The organism is Proteiniclasticum ruminis, from assembly GCF_900115135.1.
GTDB lineage: Bacteria > Bacillota > Clostridia > Clostridiales > Clostridiaceae > Proteiniclasticum > Proteiniclasticum ruminis_A.
Genome location: NZ_FOVK01000001.1, coordinates 516207 through 531971, shown reverse-complemented (window position 1 = coordinate 531971; position 15765 = coordinate 516207). Strand labels below are relative to the sequence as shown.

At 42.6% G+C, this 15765-nt stretch carries 15 protein-coding genes and 1 other annotated feature; of the genes, 13 read left to right on the top strand and 2 right to left on the bottom strand.

Annotated features, from left to right (window positions below; all coding sequences use genetic code 11):
• Positions 1 to 17: 17 nt before the first annotated feature.
• Positions 18 to 2465: a beta-glucosidase family protein gene (locus BM243_RS02445; protein WP_074909877.1), complete on the top strand. Its 2448-nt coding sequence runs from the start codon at positions 18 to 20 to the stop codon at positions 2463 to 2465.
• A 40-nt stretch (positions 2466 to 2505) separates the two neighbouring features.
• Here the strand turns inward: BM243_RS02445 and BM243_RS02440 are convergent, their stop codons facing one another.
• The gene (locus tag BM243_RS02440) at positions 2506 to 2742 is read right to left on the bottom strand and encodes a hypothetical protein (protein WP_074909875.1); all 237 of its coding nucleotides are present in this window, start codon (positions 2740 to 2742) and stop codon (positions 2506 to 2508) included.
• Between the two features lie 192 nt (positions 2743 to 2934).
• Here BM243_RS02440 and BM243_RS02435 point away from each other — a divergent pair, with 192 nt between their 5' ends.
• From BM243_RS02435 to BM243_RS15185, 6 genes are all read left to right on the top strand, one after another.
• The gene (locus BM243_RS02435) at positions 2935 to 4206 is read left to right on the top strand and encodes a replication-associated recombination protein A (protein ID WP_074909872.1); all 1272 of its coding nucleotides are present in this window, start codon (positions 2935 to 2937) and stop codon (positions 4204 to 4206) included.
• Positions 4207 to 4277: 71 nt separating this feature from the next.
• Positions 4278 to 4730: an RrF2 family transcriptional regulator gene (locus tag BM243_RS02430; RefSeq protein WP_074909869.1), complete on the top strand. Its 453-nt coding sequence runs from the start codon at positions 4278 to 4280 to the stop codon at positions 4728 to 4730.
• Complete coding sequence (locus BM243_RS02425; RefSeq protein WP_074909867.1) at positions 4720 to 5877, top strand: cysteine desulfurase family protein; 1158 nt, start codon at positions 4720 to 4722, stop codon at positions 5875 to 5877. The genes BM243_RS02430 and BM243_RS02425 overlap by 11 nt, the downstream gene beginning before the upstream one ends.
• Positions 5878 to 5918: 41 nt before the next feature.
• Positions 5919 to 6998 carry a tRNA 2-thiouridine(34) synthase MnmA gene (mnmA, locus tag BM243_RS02420; protein ID WP_074909864.1) on the top strand — a complete coding sequence of 360 codons (1080 nt, stop codon included), beginning with the start codon at positions 5919 to 5921 and terminating at the stop codon, positions 6996 to 6998.
• A gap of 124 nt (positions 6999 to 7122) precedes the next feature.
• A complete protein-coding gene (locus BM243_RS02415; RefSeq protein WP_074909861.1) occupies positions 7123 to 8310 on the top strand; it encodes a DUF2812 domain-containing protein in 1188 nt (395 codons plus the stop codon).
• Between the two features lies 1 nt (position 8311).
• Positions 8312 to 8482, top strand: coding sequence for a hypothetical protein (locus tag BM243_RS15185; RefSeq protein ID WP_177213440.1), 171 nt, complete (start codon positions 8312 to 8314; stop codon positions 8480 to 8482).
• Between the two features lie 41 nt (positions 8483 to 8523).
• On the opposite strand, the gene BM243_RS02405 is transcribed toward BM243_RS15185, so the two are convergent.
• Positions 8524 to 9201 carry a general stress protein gene (locus BM243_RS02405; RefSeq protein ID WP_074909856.1) on the bottom strand — a complete coding sequence of 226 codons (678 nt, stop codon included), beginning with the start codon at positions 9199 to 9201 and terminating at the stop codon, positions 8524 to 8526.
• A 364-nt stretch (positions 9202 to 9565) separates the two neighbouring features.
• Positions 9566 to 9740, top strand: a binding site (T-box leader).
• A gap of 45 nt (positions 9741 to 9785) precedes the next feature.
• On the opposite strand from BM243_RS02405, the gene alaS reads away from it, so the two are divergent.
• The 6 genes from alaS to BM243_RS02375 all read left to right on the top strand — a co-directional run bounded on the left by alaS (position 9786) and on the right by BM243_RS02375 (position 15757).
• Entirely contained in the window at positions 9786 to 12410 is a 2625-nt protein-coding gene (gene alaS / locus BM243_RS02400; protein WP_074909853.1) for an alanine--tRNA ligase, read from the top strand.
• Between the two features lie 94 nt (positions 12411 to 12504).
• Positions 12505 to 12762 carry an IreB family regulatory phosphoprotein gene (locus tag BM243_RS02395; protein ID WP_031572612.1) on the top strand — a complete coding sequence of 86 codons (258 nt, stop codon included), beginning with the start codon at positions 12505 to 12507 and terminating at the stop codon, positions 12760 to 12762.
• A gap of 141 nt (positions 12763 to 12903) precedes the next feature.
• A complete protein-coding gene (ruvX, locus tag BM243_RS02390; protein WP_074909850.1) occupies positions 12904 to 13323 on the top strand; it encodes a Holliday junction resolvase RuvX in 420 nt (139 codons plus the stop codon).
• A 17-nt stretch (positions 13324 to 13340) separates the two neighbouring features.
• Positions 13341 to 13610, top strand: coding sequence for a DUF1292 domain-containing protein (locus BM243_RS02385; RefSeq protein WP_031572607.1), 270 nt, complete (start codon positions 13341 to 13343; stop codon positions 13608 to 13610).
• Between the two features lies 1 nt (position 13611).
• Positions 13612 to 14109, top strand: coding sequence for a Fur family transcriptional regulator (locus tag BM243_RS02380; RefSeq protein WP_074909847.1), 498 nt, complete (start codon positions 13612 to 13614; stop codon positions 14107 to 14109).
• Positions 14090 to 15757, top strand: coding sequence for a ribonuclease J (locus BM243_RS02375; RefSeq protein ID WP_074909845.1), 1668 nt, complete (start codon positions 14090 to 14092; stop codon positions 15755 to 15757). The genes BM243_RS02380 and BM243_RS02375 overlap by 20 nt, the downstream gene beginning before the upstream one ends.
• Positions 15758 to 15765: the final 8 nt, after the last annotated feature.

Below are 15765 nucleotides of genomic sequence, written 5' to 3'. Positions count from 1 at the left end.
CAGCAAAGGAGAATAAAATGAGTACAATCCATGATCTTCTGCAGAAAATGACTTTACAAGAAAAAATCAGTATCACCAGCGGATTTGACACGTGGAGGCTGAAGGGGTTTGAAGCGCTTGGCATTCCCAAGATTACAGTGTGTGATGGTCCTCATGGACTGAGGCACCAGGAGGAGGGACAGGACCACCTGGGCATCAATGAAAGCAACCCTTCCACTTGTTTTCCCCCAGCCTGTTTATCGGCAGCTTCCTTCGATGAAGAGCTTCTGTTTGAAATGGGACAGGCCATCGGATTTGAAGCGCTTTGTCAGAATGTGCAGGTGGTGCTTGGTCCTGGCGTGAATATAAAAAGGAATCCGCTTTGTGGGAGAAATTTTGAGTATTTTTCTGAGGACCCTTTGCTTGCTGGAAAAATGGCCTCAGGGTGGATCAAAGGTGTGCAGTCTATGGGGGTGGGGACAAGTCTTAAACACTTCGCTTTAAACAGTCAAGAACAGAACCGGATGAAGTCTGACAGTATCACCGATGAGAAAGCGAAGTTTGACATCTATCTGAAGGCCTTTGAGATTCCACTGAAAACTGCGAAGCCTATGACAGTAATGGGATCCTATAACCTGGTGGATGGCATTTATGCTAGTGAGAACAAGTGGCTTATGGAAGAGGTGCTGAGGAATAAATATGGGTTTCAAGGTCTTCTTATGACGGACTGGGGAGCAATGAATGATAAGATCTCTTCAATGATGGCAGGACTTGATCTGGAAATGCCAGGAAGTTCAGGATATTTTGACGAGGAAGTGGAAGAAGCCATCAAAGACGGAAGGCTTCCAGAAGCGTATCTTGATAAAGCTGTCATCAGAATTCTTCAGCTCATTTCGACTGTATCGGAAGAAAGACAAAAGGCGCTGGAGTCTGTTGGTCCAGTTGGAAAATCCTCTGTTGATATTGAGAAACACCATGGCCTCGCAAAAAAAATCGCCATGGAGTCTATGATTCTTCTTAAAAATGATAGAAAAACCCTTCCTATTTCTGAAAATGTGGACAGAACGATCTATCTGGTGGGTGCACTTGCAAAGTATCCAAGGTATCAAGGAGCAGGAAGCTCCCATATCAATCCCTATAAGGTCACGTCTCTTCTGGAAAGCCTCGAGAAAGATTCGCTCAAGATGGAGTTTTTTGAAGGGTACTCCCTTGAATCAGATGAGATTCTTGATGAAACGGAAGAACTGCTCCAAACACTCGAGAAAGATGATGTGGTGATTATCGCAGCAGGATTGCCAGACTCCTATGAGTCAGAAGGATTTGACCGTAAGCATATGAGGCTGCCTGAAAACCAGAACGCACTGATCCGATCCATTGCAGCGAAGTCAGACCATGTGGTGGTAGTTCTTTTTGGGGGTTCCCCTGTGGAATTGCCTTGGCTGGATGATATTTCTTCTTTACTGCATGCCTATCTTCCAGGGCAAGCTGGAGGAGAAGCCGTGACTGATCTTTTATTGGGACGCCACAACCCTTCAGGGAAGCTTCCTGAAACATATCCTCTCCAGTATGAAGACCACATCACCTCACCATACTATGGGAAGGACCCTTACCATGCTCCTTATCTTGAAGGTATTTATGTAGGGTACCGGTACTTTGATAAAGCCAATAGGAGGGTTCAGTTTCCGTTTGGATATGGTTTGTCCTATACAACATTCAGTTTTTCCAGATTATCCATGAATCAGTCTAGCATTGATTTTAACGAAAACAAGGCAGTTGAAGTGCGTTTTTATGTGAAGAATACAGGGGACAGGGCTGGTAAAGAGGTCTGTCAGCTGTATCTTGCGAGGAAAGGAAGTCCATCCTACAGGGTTGAAAAAGCCCTGAAAGCCTTCTGCAAGATCAAACTGGAACCTGGGGAAGAGAAAGAAATCGTGATGGTTCTCCATGAAGATGAGTTCAAGGAATTTGACCTGAATCTGAAGGAAGAGGTCCTTTATGGCGGTGAGTATATCCTTTATATCGGGAGCTCTTCTCAGGAACTTCCATTAAGTGCTTCGCTTGAACTAAAAAGTTCTGTTTTAGATACCTTCAAAGCACCTGACTTCTATTTAGATGTGAGAGGTGTGCCAGAACCTGAACAGTTTGAGATGCTTATTGGGAGAAAACTTCCTGTAACAGGACCTAGCAAGCCCTTTACCGTCAACCATACACTGGAAGAGATGAAAGATGTCCCTCAGATGAAGTATCTCATAAGAAAACTGGAAGGAGTGCTACGGAAGGCTTCAGGGGTCAACAGTGACAATGAGGATGCGTACCGTGTAATGCATGCGATGTTTATGCAGACTCCAATCAAAAGGTTATCTCTTGTGGCTCCGGATAAAATGACGAAGCATCTGGGAGAAACTTTGGTGCATGTTGCCAATGGGCGCTTTCTGAGAGGGCTCCAGTCGGCTTTAAAAAGAAAGGCTCCAATTGATCATCCATAAAAAAAAACAGTCATCGCCAGAGAATGGACGATGACTGTTTTTACTCTTTGGGCTGATCTGGAGGTATAGTGCTTTCACTTCCAGGTTCCGGATGCTCTTCTTTAAACTTCTTTGCCTCTTTAGCAAGTTCAAGAGCTTTTCTACGCGCTTCCTTCATTTCTTTTCTCTTTTTTTTCTGATGATCAAAATTAGGTTTGTAGACCAGGTATAACCCTGAAACAGCACCGATATAGATCAATAGACCTACCAGCAGCGCTACATAAAATTTGGTATCCATGTGGATCTCCTTACAGAATGATCGCATAGTGAAGCTATGGTCATTCATCCTTTCTTTCTTGTTCTTGCCTCATGGCAGGAATGATACTTTACTGCAAAGGTTTCTTGCTTTATTATAGCACTGTTTTCCACTGGTGATGAAGTCCATTATTAAAGAAACATGGTATAATCTGATGAGGTGGTGAGTATTTTTATGGAACCTTTAGCCAGTCTTTTGAGACCAAAAACCTTAGGGGAAGTATTGGGCCAGAGTCACCTGATTGGAGAAGGAAAACTTCTGACCAGTATGGTGAAGAGCAATACGTTGATGAATATGATTTTTTACGGTCCTCCTGGAATAGGAAAAACGACCGTTGCAAGACTCCTTGCTGATCTGACAGACAGGAAGTTCATTGCGCTGAATGCTTCAACGGATTCCCTGAAAGATGTGAAAAACGCTCTTGAAGAGCTGAATATGTTTATGGGCCAAAAAGGTCTTTTGTTGTATATTGATGAAATTCATCTTTTCAACCGGAGAAATCAGCAGATTCTTCTGGATTACATGGAAAGCGGTAGAGTGATTCTAATTGGTTCGACTACAGAAAATCCTCATTTCGCAGTTTTTAAAGCGCTTGTGAGCAGGTCTATTATAGTGGAGTTTAAACCGCTATCCTTTCAGGAGATCATAGAAGGTCTTGAGAGAGCGGTTTCGTTTTACAAGGAAAACCATAAGGTGGAATCGATAGAGGTCTCTGAAGGTGTTTTAAGAGCTCTAGCGAGCCTTTCAGGTGGAGACATGAGGAAAGGACTGAATAATCTTGAACTTCTTTTCCTGGCCAAAGAGCGGTTGAATCAGAAAGTGCTTCAGATAACAGAAGAAGATGCCGAGAGAATTCTCCAGCGGAAGATGATCAACTTTGATTTGGACGGAGATGAGCATTACGATCTTCTCAGTGCATTTCAGAAATCTATTCGGGGCAGTGATGAGAATGCAGCGCTGCTGTACCTTGCAATGCTTCTGAAAGGTGGAGATCTGATTTCTGTAAACCGAAGACTTCTTGTCATTGCAGCAGAAGATATTGGCCTTGCGAATCCTCAGGCGATTGCCATTGTGAAGGCCTGTACAGATGCAGCTCTTGTGCTGGGTCTTCCGGAGGCTCGGATTCCACTGGCACAAGCAGTCGTGCTCCTTGCTACTTCACCAAAGTCCAATTCCGTCGTGACTGCTGTGGATGCTGCCAATCGAGCACTGGAGTCCGCAACTTCCCTGGAAATTCCAGCTCATTTGAGGGATGGACATTATGAAGGCGCCAAAGCCATGGGAAGAATGCAGAAATACAAGTATCCTCATGCATTTAAGAATAACTATGTGAAGCAGGAGTATTTGCCAAAAGAACTGCGTCATAAGCAGTTTTATGAGCCTGGAGCCAATAAATACGAAGAAGCTACAAGGGTATATTGGAAGCAGATCAAGGAGGAAAAGTGATCTTTTAAAAAGTTGACACTTTTAGTCGGAATTGATACAATTTATGGATGATAAGCCTTGGAGGTGTAACATTGAAACTTTCAACAAAAGGAAGATACGGAGTAAAAGCGATGATGGATCTAGCGGTTCATTATGGTGAATTGCCAACATCAATTAAAAGCATCTCAGAACGCCAGGGGATTTCTGAGTATTATCTGGAGCAGCTTTTCGCGCCTTTAAGAAGAGCAAAACTTGTGAAGAGTGTACGAGGTGCTCAAGGTGGCTATATCCTCAATAAACTGCCTAAAGACATCACGATCCTGGAAATCATGGATGTGCTGGAGGGACCGGTGGAGATTTCTGAGTGTCTCACCAATGATGAGTGTGATTATCTGGATATTTGTGCAACAAGAGTGCTCTGGAGAAAAATCAGAGATTCCATCAATTCTGTCATGGCGGGCATCACACTTCAGGACATGCTGAACGACTATAAGTCCATGCAGGCAACCCCAATCAACGAAAGGATTTTCATTCATGAGCAGTAGACAAATCTATCTGGACAATGCAGCAACAACGAAAATGGATACGGAAGTCTTCCGTGCCATGTCGCCATACTTTTCAGAGCATTATGGAAATCCGTCTTCAGTGTACTCTTTCGCAAGAGAGAACAAGTCCGCCATGAAAAGAACCAGGGATATTGCTGCTAAGATCATTCATGCAAAGCCGAAGGACATCTATTTCACATCTGGTGGTACAGAAGCCATCAACTGGGCTTTAAAAGGCGTCTTTTTTTCACAAAGAGATAAAGGAAATCATATTATTTCGGTAAAATCAGAGCATCATGCAACGCTCCATACCCTAGAGTTTCTGGAAAAGATGGGTGCGCGTGTTACATATCTTGATGTCAATGAGGAAGGTGCGATTGATTTACTGAGCCTCAAGGATGCCATGGGGAGCGAAACAATTCTTGTAAGCATCATGGCAGCGAATAATGAGATAGGCACCATGATGCCCTTAAAAGAAATCGGCTGTCTCTGCAAAGAGAAGGGGATCATCTTCCATACAGATGCTGTACAGGCCATTGGGGCTATGAACATTGATGTGGAAGAGATGCATATTGATTTTTTATCGGCTTCCGCTCATAAGTTTCATGGACCAAAAGGGACAGGGTTTCTCTATGCCCGAAGCGGTATTGTTTTTGAGAATCTGATTCATGGCGGCAATCAGGAACGGGGAAGACGTTCAGGCACGGAAAATGTGGCAGGGATTGTTGGTATGGGGAAGGCTTTAGAAATTCTCGTGGCCGAAATGGATGAGAAAAACGAGAAACTGAAGAAATTGCGGGATCTGCTTCTGGATGATCTTCTTCTCATTGAGGATACAAAACTGAATGGTCCGGATAAATCCGGCAGACTTCCCAATAATGTGAATGTTTCATTTAAAGGTGTGGATGGGGAGAGTCTGCTTCTCAATCTGGACTTGGCTGGAATCCTTGCATCCTCGGGCAGTGCCTGTACATCAGGAGCCATTGATGCGTCTCATGTACTTCAGGCAATCAATGTGCCACAGGAGTATATTCATGGAAGTCTGAGACTTTCAGTATCAAAATACAATACAGAAGATGAAATTCAAGACGCGGTGGAGAAAATCCGTGAAACGGTGATGAGGCTCCGAAAGCTAAGTCGGAGATGATCCTTGTTCGTGTGTGTTAAAGTAAGAAAAAAGGTGAAGAAATGAAAAAAAGAGTAGTACTTGGTATGTCAGGCGGAGTAGATTCTGCTGTTGCGGCATATCTTTTAAGAGAACAGGGTTATGAGGTCATTGGTGTCACCATGCAGGTTTGGCAGGATGACAACGGATTTAAGGAAAGGGAAGGAGGATGCTGCTCCCTTTCTGCTGTGGACGATGCAAGAATGGTAGCGGATACACTGGAAATTCCTTTCTATGTGATGAATTTTAAAGAAGTGTTCCGTGAGAAAGTCATTGATTATTTCATGGAAGAATACATTGATGGCCGAACGCCTAATCCGTGTATCGCCTGCAACAAATATATCAAGTTTGATGAGCTTCTCCATAGAGCTGAAACCTTAGGTGCAGATTATGTGGCGACGGGACATTATGCAAAGATCTATGAAAAAGATGGACGTATGGTCATTGAGAAAGCGGAGGATGACACGAAAGATCAGACTTATGCTCTCTATAATCTAACTCAGGAGCAGCTGAGGAAAACACTGATGCCTTGCGGTGAATACCGCAAGACCAGAATCCGTGAGATCGCAAAAGAAATGGATCTTGGCGTTCATAATAAAAAAGACTCACAGGAAATCTGCTTCATTGATGACAATAATCATGGGCGATATATTTATGAAAAGAAACCTGAACTTAGGGTTCCAGGAAATTTTGTGGATCCTGATGGAAATGTTCTTGGGCAGCATAAAGGAATCGCATATTATACCATCGGTCAGAGAAAAGGCTTGGGACTCTCTATCGGGAGACCGGTATTCATCTCTTCTATCAACAAGGATAGTCATGAGATCGTTCTGACGGATGAGTCGGCACTCTTTAAGAGCACCCTTGTGGCAGACCAGGTGAATTGGGTTTCTACAGAACAGATCAGAGAACCATATAAAGCAACCGCGAAGATCCGGTATTCTGCGAAACCTGCTGTTTGTACCATCTATCCATTAGAAGGCAACAGGGTAAAAGTAGTCTTTGAGGAGAAGCAGAGAGCCATGACCAAAGGACAGGCAGTTGTGTTCTATGAAGACAATCTTGTTCTAGGTGGCGGCACCATTTATGAAGTGGAAGATTAAAGAAGGGAGATGTGTGAAAACGCATCTCTTTTTTAATGCCCCTGTTGACCCTGTTGTTGTTTTTGAATTATGATAGAAATATAGAAATATATTTAGAAAATAAGATATATAGAGGAGATGGGATATGAGTAGTACTAAAAGATTCTGGCTGCCCTATGCATCCTATGACATGGCAAATATTAAAAACTGGCTGGAGGAGAAAGCTGAGGACGGATACATCCTAAAAAAGATGAAATCAAATTTCCCGGTGTTTCTGGAAGTGGAACGGGGATCGTCCATCAAGTATCATCTGGAACCAACGGTTAAGGATCGCAGCAAACCTCCTGAAGAAATTATAGAGACACGAAAACAGCGGGGGTGGCAGTATGCAGGGACACTACCGGATTTTTTTCATGTCTTTTATGCGGAAAAGGAAACAAGTGAATTTAATCATCAGCCTGAGGATATCACCCATAAACTCCAAGAGAAGCTGAGAAGCGATAAGAAATCACTGCTTCTTCAATTACCGTTATCGCTTCTAATCGTTTTAAGCGATATGATCAATGCTTTCAGATTTGAGGAACCTCTATTATGGTTTTATATAAACTTCACCTGGTTTCATATAGTGATTCTGTTGATATTTATACTATCTAATTCATTTAAAATTCTAGCATATCTAAAACTGAAAGAGTTCGTAAAGCCTTCTGAAGAAAGGAAGGAGAATGGAGAGACTTCTTCTGTGATAAAAGTCCTTGGGTTTGCTGGGGATGCTCTGATCATGCTCTTTCTGCTTATTTTTCTTTATCAGGTACTTTGGGGAGATTTGAGCAAGGATGGTGCATATACAGTAGAGCAGCAGCAGGGTTATCCAATGCAGGTACTGCAGCTCACAGAGGATTATTATCATGCGCAGCATTCTGAGGAAAATGATGGAAGAAGTCCTTATGTCTGGACAAGAAGCAGTTTGCTTTTGAATAAACAGTTGTATTCATCCTATTTGTCTTATGAGTATTATAGATATAACGAATTCTCAGTGGAGTATTATCGTGGAATAACAGAAGATATAAGAGAAAGCTTTCAGAAAGAGCTGGTGGAGGGTATCCAAAAAACTGAGAAGGGTTCAATATCCTCACAGGATATTGATGGTGTGAGGGTTCTTTATCTGAAGACACATGAAATGGTGTATTCCTTTTATGCTTTTGAGGAACACCTTATTTATATGAGGACCCCAATGGATTTCTGGAGTGTTGAATACAGCGCCTCATACTTCGAAGCGTTTCAGGAGGATCTGAAAACCTTGGAAAAAGAAGAATATGGAAAGGGTGGACTATAAAATGAAACAGAGAACTTTAGGGATCGTGCTGTTATTCCTTGCCGTTGTTCTTTTTTACTATTTTGTTTTTACAAATGACACGTTCCTGATATTTGCTATCATGCTGATTATGATTCTGTGGCTTCAGCTCTCCGGCGGCTGGAAGCCGAAAAGAAAAAGCAAAAAGAAATAAGAAAAAGCTCAGTGTGCCTGAGCTTTTTACTCTATATAAACTTAGAACTGGTCGGTATCACGAAGGTTTCTGTCCAGTTCATAGGGTTTTTCAGCTTCATAGGGATTATTTTCCTCTACATCTAGGGTATGTTCATGGACGATGTGATCTTTGTTTTCAGGATAAACAGGGTCTTTGACTTGTGGATCATATGGTCCAGTTGCTTCACGCTGAAACTTTTCGCGGTTCAGGCTTTCGTTTCTGTAGTAGCTGTCATAAACTGCTTCTCGTCTATTGTCGTCTTCGTCTACTAGAATAAGAATATCGCCAGCATTCAGATGGTCCTCATATTCCTTTGCTTCAACTTCAGAGACACCGGCATCCATGAGAGCACCTGCAACGCCTCCAACAGCGCCACCAGCAAGAGCACCCGTGATGGCTCCTACAATTGGCCCAGCAGCAATGATGGGGCCAGCGCCAGGGATGGCTAGAGCGCCAAGGCCTAATAGCAGTCCTCCGAATCCACCGATTGCTCCACCTGTTGCTGCACCTGCAGCAAGACCGCTGTCATCGGGGTTTTCTATGACTGCATCGTCAATACGGTTTTTCAGAGCATCATACTTTATTTCATCTTTTGTGATCACCGAAATTTCTTCTGGTGCATATCCTGCATTTTTCAGACTTTCGATGGTATTAAGAGCAAGCTCTTCTGATTTGAATATTCCTATGAGTTTTTTCATGTGTTACCTCCTGATAGTTTGATTTGTTCTAGGTATGGGTCTAGTATAGTTCGTGTCTACGAACAAACCATGTCAACTTTTTGAATGCCCTTGAAACGTTCCTATAATAAACTCTGAAGAGGTTCATAGAATGGCTAGACTAGTTTGTTCTTTATGAAAGGTGAGAATAGACTGTAACAGCCGTGTTGATAAAAAAAGTATGAAGGTATTTGATATTAGCAACGCTCCTTACCGAATCATGATTTATGTGGAGCAGTTCGGTAGTATTGATAGTTTTATGAAATTATGGCTTTATTCTGGAGGAGAGAAAGACTGCCTTGACAAGGATTTGTTTCCTCCGTATAATTTGAAGATGAAAACAAAATAGATGGCGTTGAAGAGGAGGAGTACTCCGGAATAGAACCATGTAGAGAGAAGACGGCTGGTGAAAGTCTTTGGGATATTCGGATGAAGCTGCCTTGGAGCTATGGTGTGAAAGTGATGAATGCATGCATTCATAACTAGGGTGGTACCGCGGAAGTGCAGCTTTCGTCCCTTGGAGGGATGAAGGCTTTTTTTATTGCAAAAAAATATGGAGGGTTATTATGGAAAAAATGACGACCAACGAAATCAGAAAAAAATATCTAACATTCTTCAATGAGAAGGCGCATCTTGTTATGGACAGCTTCCCGCTGGTCCCAAAAGACGACAAATCATTGCTTCTCATCAATGCGGGTATGGCTCCGCTGAAACCTTACTTTACAGGGGTTAAAGTTCCCCCATCCAAAAGAGTGGCGACATGCCAGAAATGTATCAGAACCGGAGATATTGACAACGTGGGCAGAACAAAGCGTCATGCCACATTTTTTGAAATGCTCGGAAACTTTTCATTTGGAGATTATTTCAAGAATGAGATCATTCCATGGGCGTGGGAGTTTGTGACAGAAGAGCTCAAAATCGATAAATCTAAGCTGTATGCCACAGTATACCTGGAAGACGATGAAGCCTTTGATCTTTGGAAAGAAAAAACAGACATTGATCCAACTCATATTTTCAGATTAGGAAAAGAAGATAATTTCTGGGAAATCGGTGTTGGTCCCTGTGGTCCATGTTCAGAAATCCATTATTATAAAGGAACTGACAAGATTACCACCAGCGAGGAATTTGTTGCCGCTTCAGACCGGGATGAGATGACGGAGTTCTGGAACCTTGTTTTCACACAATTTGATAAAGATGAGAATGGTGTATATCATCCTTTGGCAAATCCCAACATTGATACAGGGATGGGACTTGAAAGAATGGCGACCATCATGCAAGGAGTAGACTCTATTTTTGAGATAGATATTCTGAAGAATATTCTTGGAAGAGTATCAGAAGTCACGGGCAGAGCCTATGGGGAGAGCAAGGAAGCGGATGTTTCCATGAGAATCATCGCAGATCACAGTAAGAGCATTGCATTTCTTATCGGGGATGGTGTGCTTCCTTCTAATGAAGGAAGAGGATATGTGCTAAGAAGGCTGCTTCGAAGAGCCGCTCGTCACGGACGCGTTCTAGGTCATGAGAAGCAGTTCCTGAATAGAATCGTGGATGCTGTGATGGCCAGTTATGGTGAAGCCTATCCTGATTTACTGGAAAGGCGCGAATACATCGAAAAAATCGTGGACTTGGAAGAAAAGAAGTTCCATGAGACACTTGATGCTGGGATGGAGCTTCTGATCTCCTTCTTGAATGAGACGGAAGGTGATGTGTTCAGTGGAGAGCATGCATTCAAGCTTTATGATACCTACGGATTCCCATTGGAACTCACAGAAGAAATTCTGGATGAGAAAGGAATCAAGCTTGATAAAGAAGCGTTCAAAAAGGAAATGGAAAGCCAGAGACAGCGTGCGAGAGCAGCGCGTGGAGAAAGCTCTTATATGGGGTCTGAAAATACAGGAGTGGATGTGCTGCAGGAAGAAGTAGTGACAGCTTTCACTGGATATGGCAGCCTTACTGAAGAAGCAGAGATTTTACGCGTATATGATGATGAGGCTTTAAGAGAAACTCTTGAAGAAGGTCAGGAAGGATATGTTGTATCTGACAGAACGCCATTCTATGCAGAGATGGGAGGTCAGGTTGGCGATGTAGGTGTGATCTCCTCTGATGTGTTTGAAGCATTGGTGCTGGACACCAGAAAGAGCAAAAATGGTAATACAGTGCATAAAGTAGTGGTGAAAAAAGGAACACTTTCACCTGGGGCAGCACTTTTTACTGTAGAAGCAAATGTTAGAAAGAGTACAGAAAGAAACCATACTGCAACACATCTGCTGCATAAAGCCCTAAAGATGGTGCTAGGAAATCATGTAAATCAGGCTGGCTCCATTGTGCTTCCAGACAAGCTCAGATTTGACTTCAATCATTTCCAGCCCATGACGAAAGATGAGCTGAAAAAAGTGGAAGATATTGTAAACAGTGAAGTGCTTATGGCAACTCCGGTGATCACTGAAGTCATGTCCATGAGCGAAGCAAAGTCATCAGGAGCCATGGCCCTTTTTGATGAAAAATATGGTGAAGAGGTCCGAGTGCTTTCCGTGGGTGAATTCTCAAAAGAACTTTGTGGTGGTACCCATGTGAAGAACTCGGGAGAAATTGGACTGTTCAGAATCACCTCAGAAGCTGGAATTGCTTCTGGCGTAAGAAGAATAGAAGCGGTTACAGGATTCAATGCCATCAGACTGATGAACGAGAGAGAAAGAATGCTCGATGAAGTCCAGGAACTGGTGAAAGCAACGAAGAATGATATTGTACAGAAAGTGGCACAGCATCTTCAGGAAGAAAAAACTCTTCAGAAGGAGCTGGATGAAATACGTAAAGTACAGTCCCTATCTTTTGTGGATGATCTTCTAGCTCAGAAAGAGGTTCTTGAGGGAATGAATCTTGTCCGTGGTGAAGTATTCCAGGTGGAAGCGTCAGAACTCCGTGAAATTACAGAAAAGGTGCTGGACAAACTGCAGTCCGGCGTTGTTGTGCTAGGTACCAAAGGAGAGGAAAAAGTAAGCTTCTCCGTGATGATTTCAAAGGACTTGGTCAAGAAAGGCCTTCATGCTGGGAAACTCATTAAAGACGTTGCGGCCATTGCTGGCGGTGGCGGAGGTGGAAGACCCGATATGGCACAAGCAGGCGGGAAAAACCCAGAAAAGCTGGAAGAAGCCTTGGGAAAAGTTTCTGAACTGCTTCAATCTATGGTTTAATTTCTAAGTTGTCTATACAATTTCAAAAGAATCCCTTATAATGTAGATAGTGACGTACTATTTTTAAGGGGGGTGAAGCTGCATTTGCAGCAGTATTATGAACAATAAAGATCACACCATGCAATTTGACTTTGAGAAAGACAAGAAAGATCTTACCAAAGCGATTCTTGAAGAAGTGTACAATGCACTGAACGAAAAGGGATACAATCCAGTGAATCAGCTGGTAGGATACATCATCTCGGGTGATCCAACCTATATCACCAACTATAATGGTGCGAGAGCTCTTGTCAGGAAGCTCGAGCGGGATGAAATCCTCGAAGAGGTTCTAAAGTCCTATTTGAACATTAAATAGTAGGGGGGATACCTGAGAATGGTATCCCTATTGCTTTTATGCTCAAGTTGTGTAAGAATGGTACGATAAAACCTAAAGGTTTTTTAAAGAAAGTTTGATACAATAATATTGTGTCACAAATGAAAGGATTTAAATGAATTGATGAGGTATATAGGACTGGATGTGGGCGATAGGACCATTGGAGTCGCAGTGAGCGATCCACTCAACTATACAGCTCAGGGCATAACTACGGTAAGAAGAAAGTCTCTGGAGAAGGATTTGGAAAATCTACACGAGATCTTTGATTCTTATGAAATTCAGGAAATTATTGTGGGGTTACCAAAGAATATGAATGGGACCATCGGACCACAGGCGGAAAAAGCCATGGAGTTCGGTGCTGTTCTGGAAAGAGAATTTGGCCTCACAGTGGTATTCTGGGACGAGCGGTTGACCACCATGGCTGCAACAAGAGCCATGCTCGAAGCGGATATGTCCAGAAAGAAGAGAAAAGGGTTGGTCGATAAAATCGCAGCCACTTATATACTTCAAGGTTATTTAGATAAATTAAGCAGCACAAAATAAACAAAGAGGTGAAAATTATGGAAGATATGACAGACTTAATTGTACTGACAGATGATGAAGGAAATGAAGTCGAGGTTGAGGTAGTAACAAGACTTGAAATTGAAGATGTAGAGTATTTCATTGTATCTCCAGTAGAAAGTGATGAGGAGGAGCCTGTATTCACTGCCCTGAAAGTTGTATACGACGAAGAAGGCAATGAATTCTTTGAGACAGTTGATGATGACGTTGAAATCGCAATGATTGAAGAAGCGTACAGTGTTATTTTTGACGAAGACGGGCTGAACTGATATGACTCCAACATGTACCAGTGAGGATATTCAAAGAATAATAAACAAGCTCAAAAAGAGCGGTTATAAGCTGACTCCCCAAAGACAGGCGATTGTGGATACAATTCTTGACAGTGTGGGAATGCATTTAACAGTGGAAGAGATCTTTGACATCGTAAAAAAGAAAAGGCCGGAAATTGGTCTAGCAACTGTCTACAGAACCATAGTGCTCATGCACGAGGAAAATCTTGTCACAAGATTGGACTTGAAAGATGGAACTGCGAGATACGAGCTGACAAGAGAGGATGAGCATCATACGCATCATCATCTGGTGTGCATTAAGTGCAGCCAAGTTCTGGAGTTTATGGACGACCTCCTGGATCCCATCGAGGAAGAAATTGGCAAGAAGTACAATTTCAAAGTTCTCGATCATAGCTTAAAATTTTACGGTATTTGTAATGAGTGCGCTAAAGAGGAAACATTTAAGGAGGAAACTAAATATGACAAAAGAGAAGGATAATGTGAAAATTATACCTCTTGGCGGAACCAATGAAATCGGCAAAAATATGACAGTCGTAGAGTACAAGGATGAAATTATCGTGGTGGACAGTGGTCTTAAATTCCCGGATGATGACATGCTTGGTATTGACGTAGTAATCCCAGATGTAAGCTATCTGGTGAAAAATAAGGATAGAATCAAGGGGATTTTTATCACCCATGGTCATGAAGACCATATTGGTGCACTTCCTTATGTGCTGAAACAGGTGAACGTTCCTGTTTACGCGACAAAGCTTACGGCAGCACTGATCAATCTGAAACTTACCGAACACAGAATTCAAGACGTGGTCACCGTGAATATTGTGAAGGCTAAGGATACAATCAAGCTGGAGAAGATGTCAGTGGAGTTCATTAAAGTGAATCACTCCATCGCAGATTCCTGCGCACTGGCTATCCATACTCCGCTTGGAGCAGTCATCCATACAGGAGACTTTAAAGTGGATTTCACTCCTGTGGATGGAGAAGTTATTGATCTGCAAAGATTCGCAGAACTTGGAAAGCGCGGGGTGCTTGCACTGCTGTGTGATTCAACGAATGTGGAAAGAGAAGGATATACTATTTCCGAGTCCAGTGTAGGCGAGAGTTTCAAGAGAATATTCCACGGAGTACGAGGCAGAATTATTATTTCTACCTTTGCATCCAATGTACATAGAATTCAGCAGATTATCGAAGCTGGAGTAGCTCAGGGAAGAAAGATCGCTGTATCAGGACGTTCTATGGAAAATATCATCCCCATCGCATTGGATCTTGGCTATCTTAGTGTGGATGAGAAGCATCTTATTTCAATTGATGACATTAAGAAGTATCCTGACAATCAGGTGCTGATTATCACAACTGGAAGTCAGGGTGAACCCATGGCTGCACTTTCCAGAATGGCTAATAACATGCATAGAAAAATTCAGGTAAAACCTGGTGATACGGTAGTATTCTCATCATCGCCAATTCCAGGAAATGAGAAACCGATTTTCAGAACCATAGACAGATTGTCCAAACTAGGCGCAGAAGTAGTATATGGTAAGCTTGAATCCATCCATGTCTCGGGGCATGCATGCAAGGAAGAAATCAAGCTCATTCATACACTGACCAGACCCAAACATCTGGTACCGCTGCATGGAGAATTTAGAATGCTGAAAGAACACAGGGATCTTGCTATTAAAATGGGGATGAATCCATCCAGTATCGTGCTTCCAGAAAACGGTGATGTCATTGAAGTACATCGTAGAGGTATTAAGAAGACTGGAACAGTGAACTCTGGACACGTTCTTATCGACGGATTAGGCGTTGGTGATGTTGGACGTATTGTGCTGAGAGACCGAAAGCATCTTTCTGAAGATGGCATTATCACCGTTGTGGTGACCATGGATAAGGAGAGCGCTTCAGTCGTAGCAGGTCCAGATATCATTACAAGAGGATTTGTCTATGTGAAAGAAGCGGAAGCACTGATGGAAAGTTCCAGAAAAGTTGTGGCGCAAGCGCTTTATGAATGTGAAGACAAACAGATTACGGACTGGAATGTATTAAAGAATATTATCAAAGACACACTGAAGAATCATCTGTATGAAAAGACCATGAGAAGACCGATGATTCTGCCAATCATCATGGAAGTATAAAGGAGGAA

Coding starts and splice junctions, on each gene's coding strand:
- BM243_RS02445 (WP_074909877.1), top strand. CDS start 18: ATGAGTACAATCCATGATCTTCTGCAGAAAATGACTTTACAAGAAAAA.
- BM243_RS02440 (WP_074909875.1), bottom strand. CDS start 2,742: ATGGATACCAAATTTTATGTAGCGCTGCTGGTAGGTCTATTGATCTAT.
- BM243_RS02435 (WP_074909872.1), top strand. CDS start 2,935: ATGGAACCTTTAGCCAGTCTTTTGAGACCAAAAACCTTAGGGGAAGTA.
- BM243_RS02425 (WP_074909867.1), top strand. CDS start 4,720: ATGAGCAGTAGACAAATCTATCTGGACAATGCAGCAACAACGAAAATG.
- mnmA (WP_074909864.1), top strand. CDS start 5,919: ATGAAAAAAAGAGTAGTACTTGGTATGTCAGGCGGAGTAGATTCTGCT.
- BM243_RS02415 (WP_074909861.1), top strand. CDS start 7,123: ATGAGTAGTACTAAAAGATTCTGGCTGCCCTATGCATCCTATGACATG.
- BM243_RS15185 (WP_177213440.1), top strand. CDS start 8,312: ATGAAACAGAGAACTTTAGGGATCGTGCTGTTATTCCTTGCCGTTGTT.
- BM243_RS02405 (WP_074909856.1), bottom strand. CDS start 9,201: ATGAAAAAACTCATAGGAATATTCAAATCAGAAGAGCTTGCTCTTAAT.
- alaS (WP_074909853.1), top strand. CDS start 9,786: ATGGAAAAAATGACGACCAACGAAATCAGAAAAAAATATCTAACATTC.
- ruvX (WP_074909850.1), top strand. CDS start 12,904: ATGAGGTATATAGGACTGGATGTGGGCGATAGGACCATTGGAGTCGCA.
- BM243_RS02385 (WP_031572607.1), top strand. CDS start 13,341: ATGGAAGATATGACAGACTTAATTGTACTGACAGATGATGAAGGAAAT.
- BM243_RS02380 (WP_074909847.1), top strand. CDS start 13,612: ATGACTCCAACATGTACCAGTGAGGATATTCAAAGAATAATAAACAAG.
- BM243_RS02375 (WP_074909845.1), top strand. CDS start 14,090: ATGACAAAAGAGAAGGATAATGTGAAAATTATACCTCTTGGCGGAACC.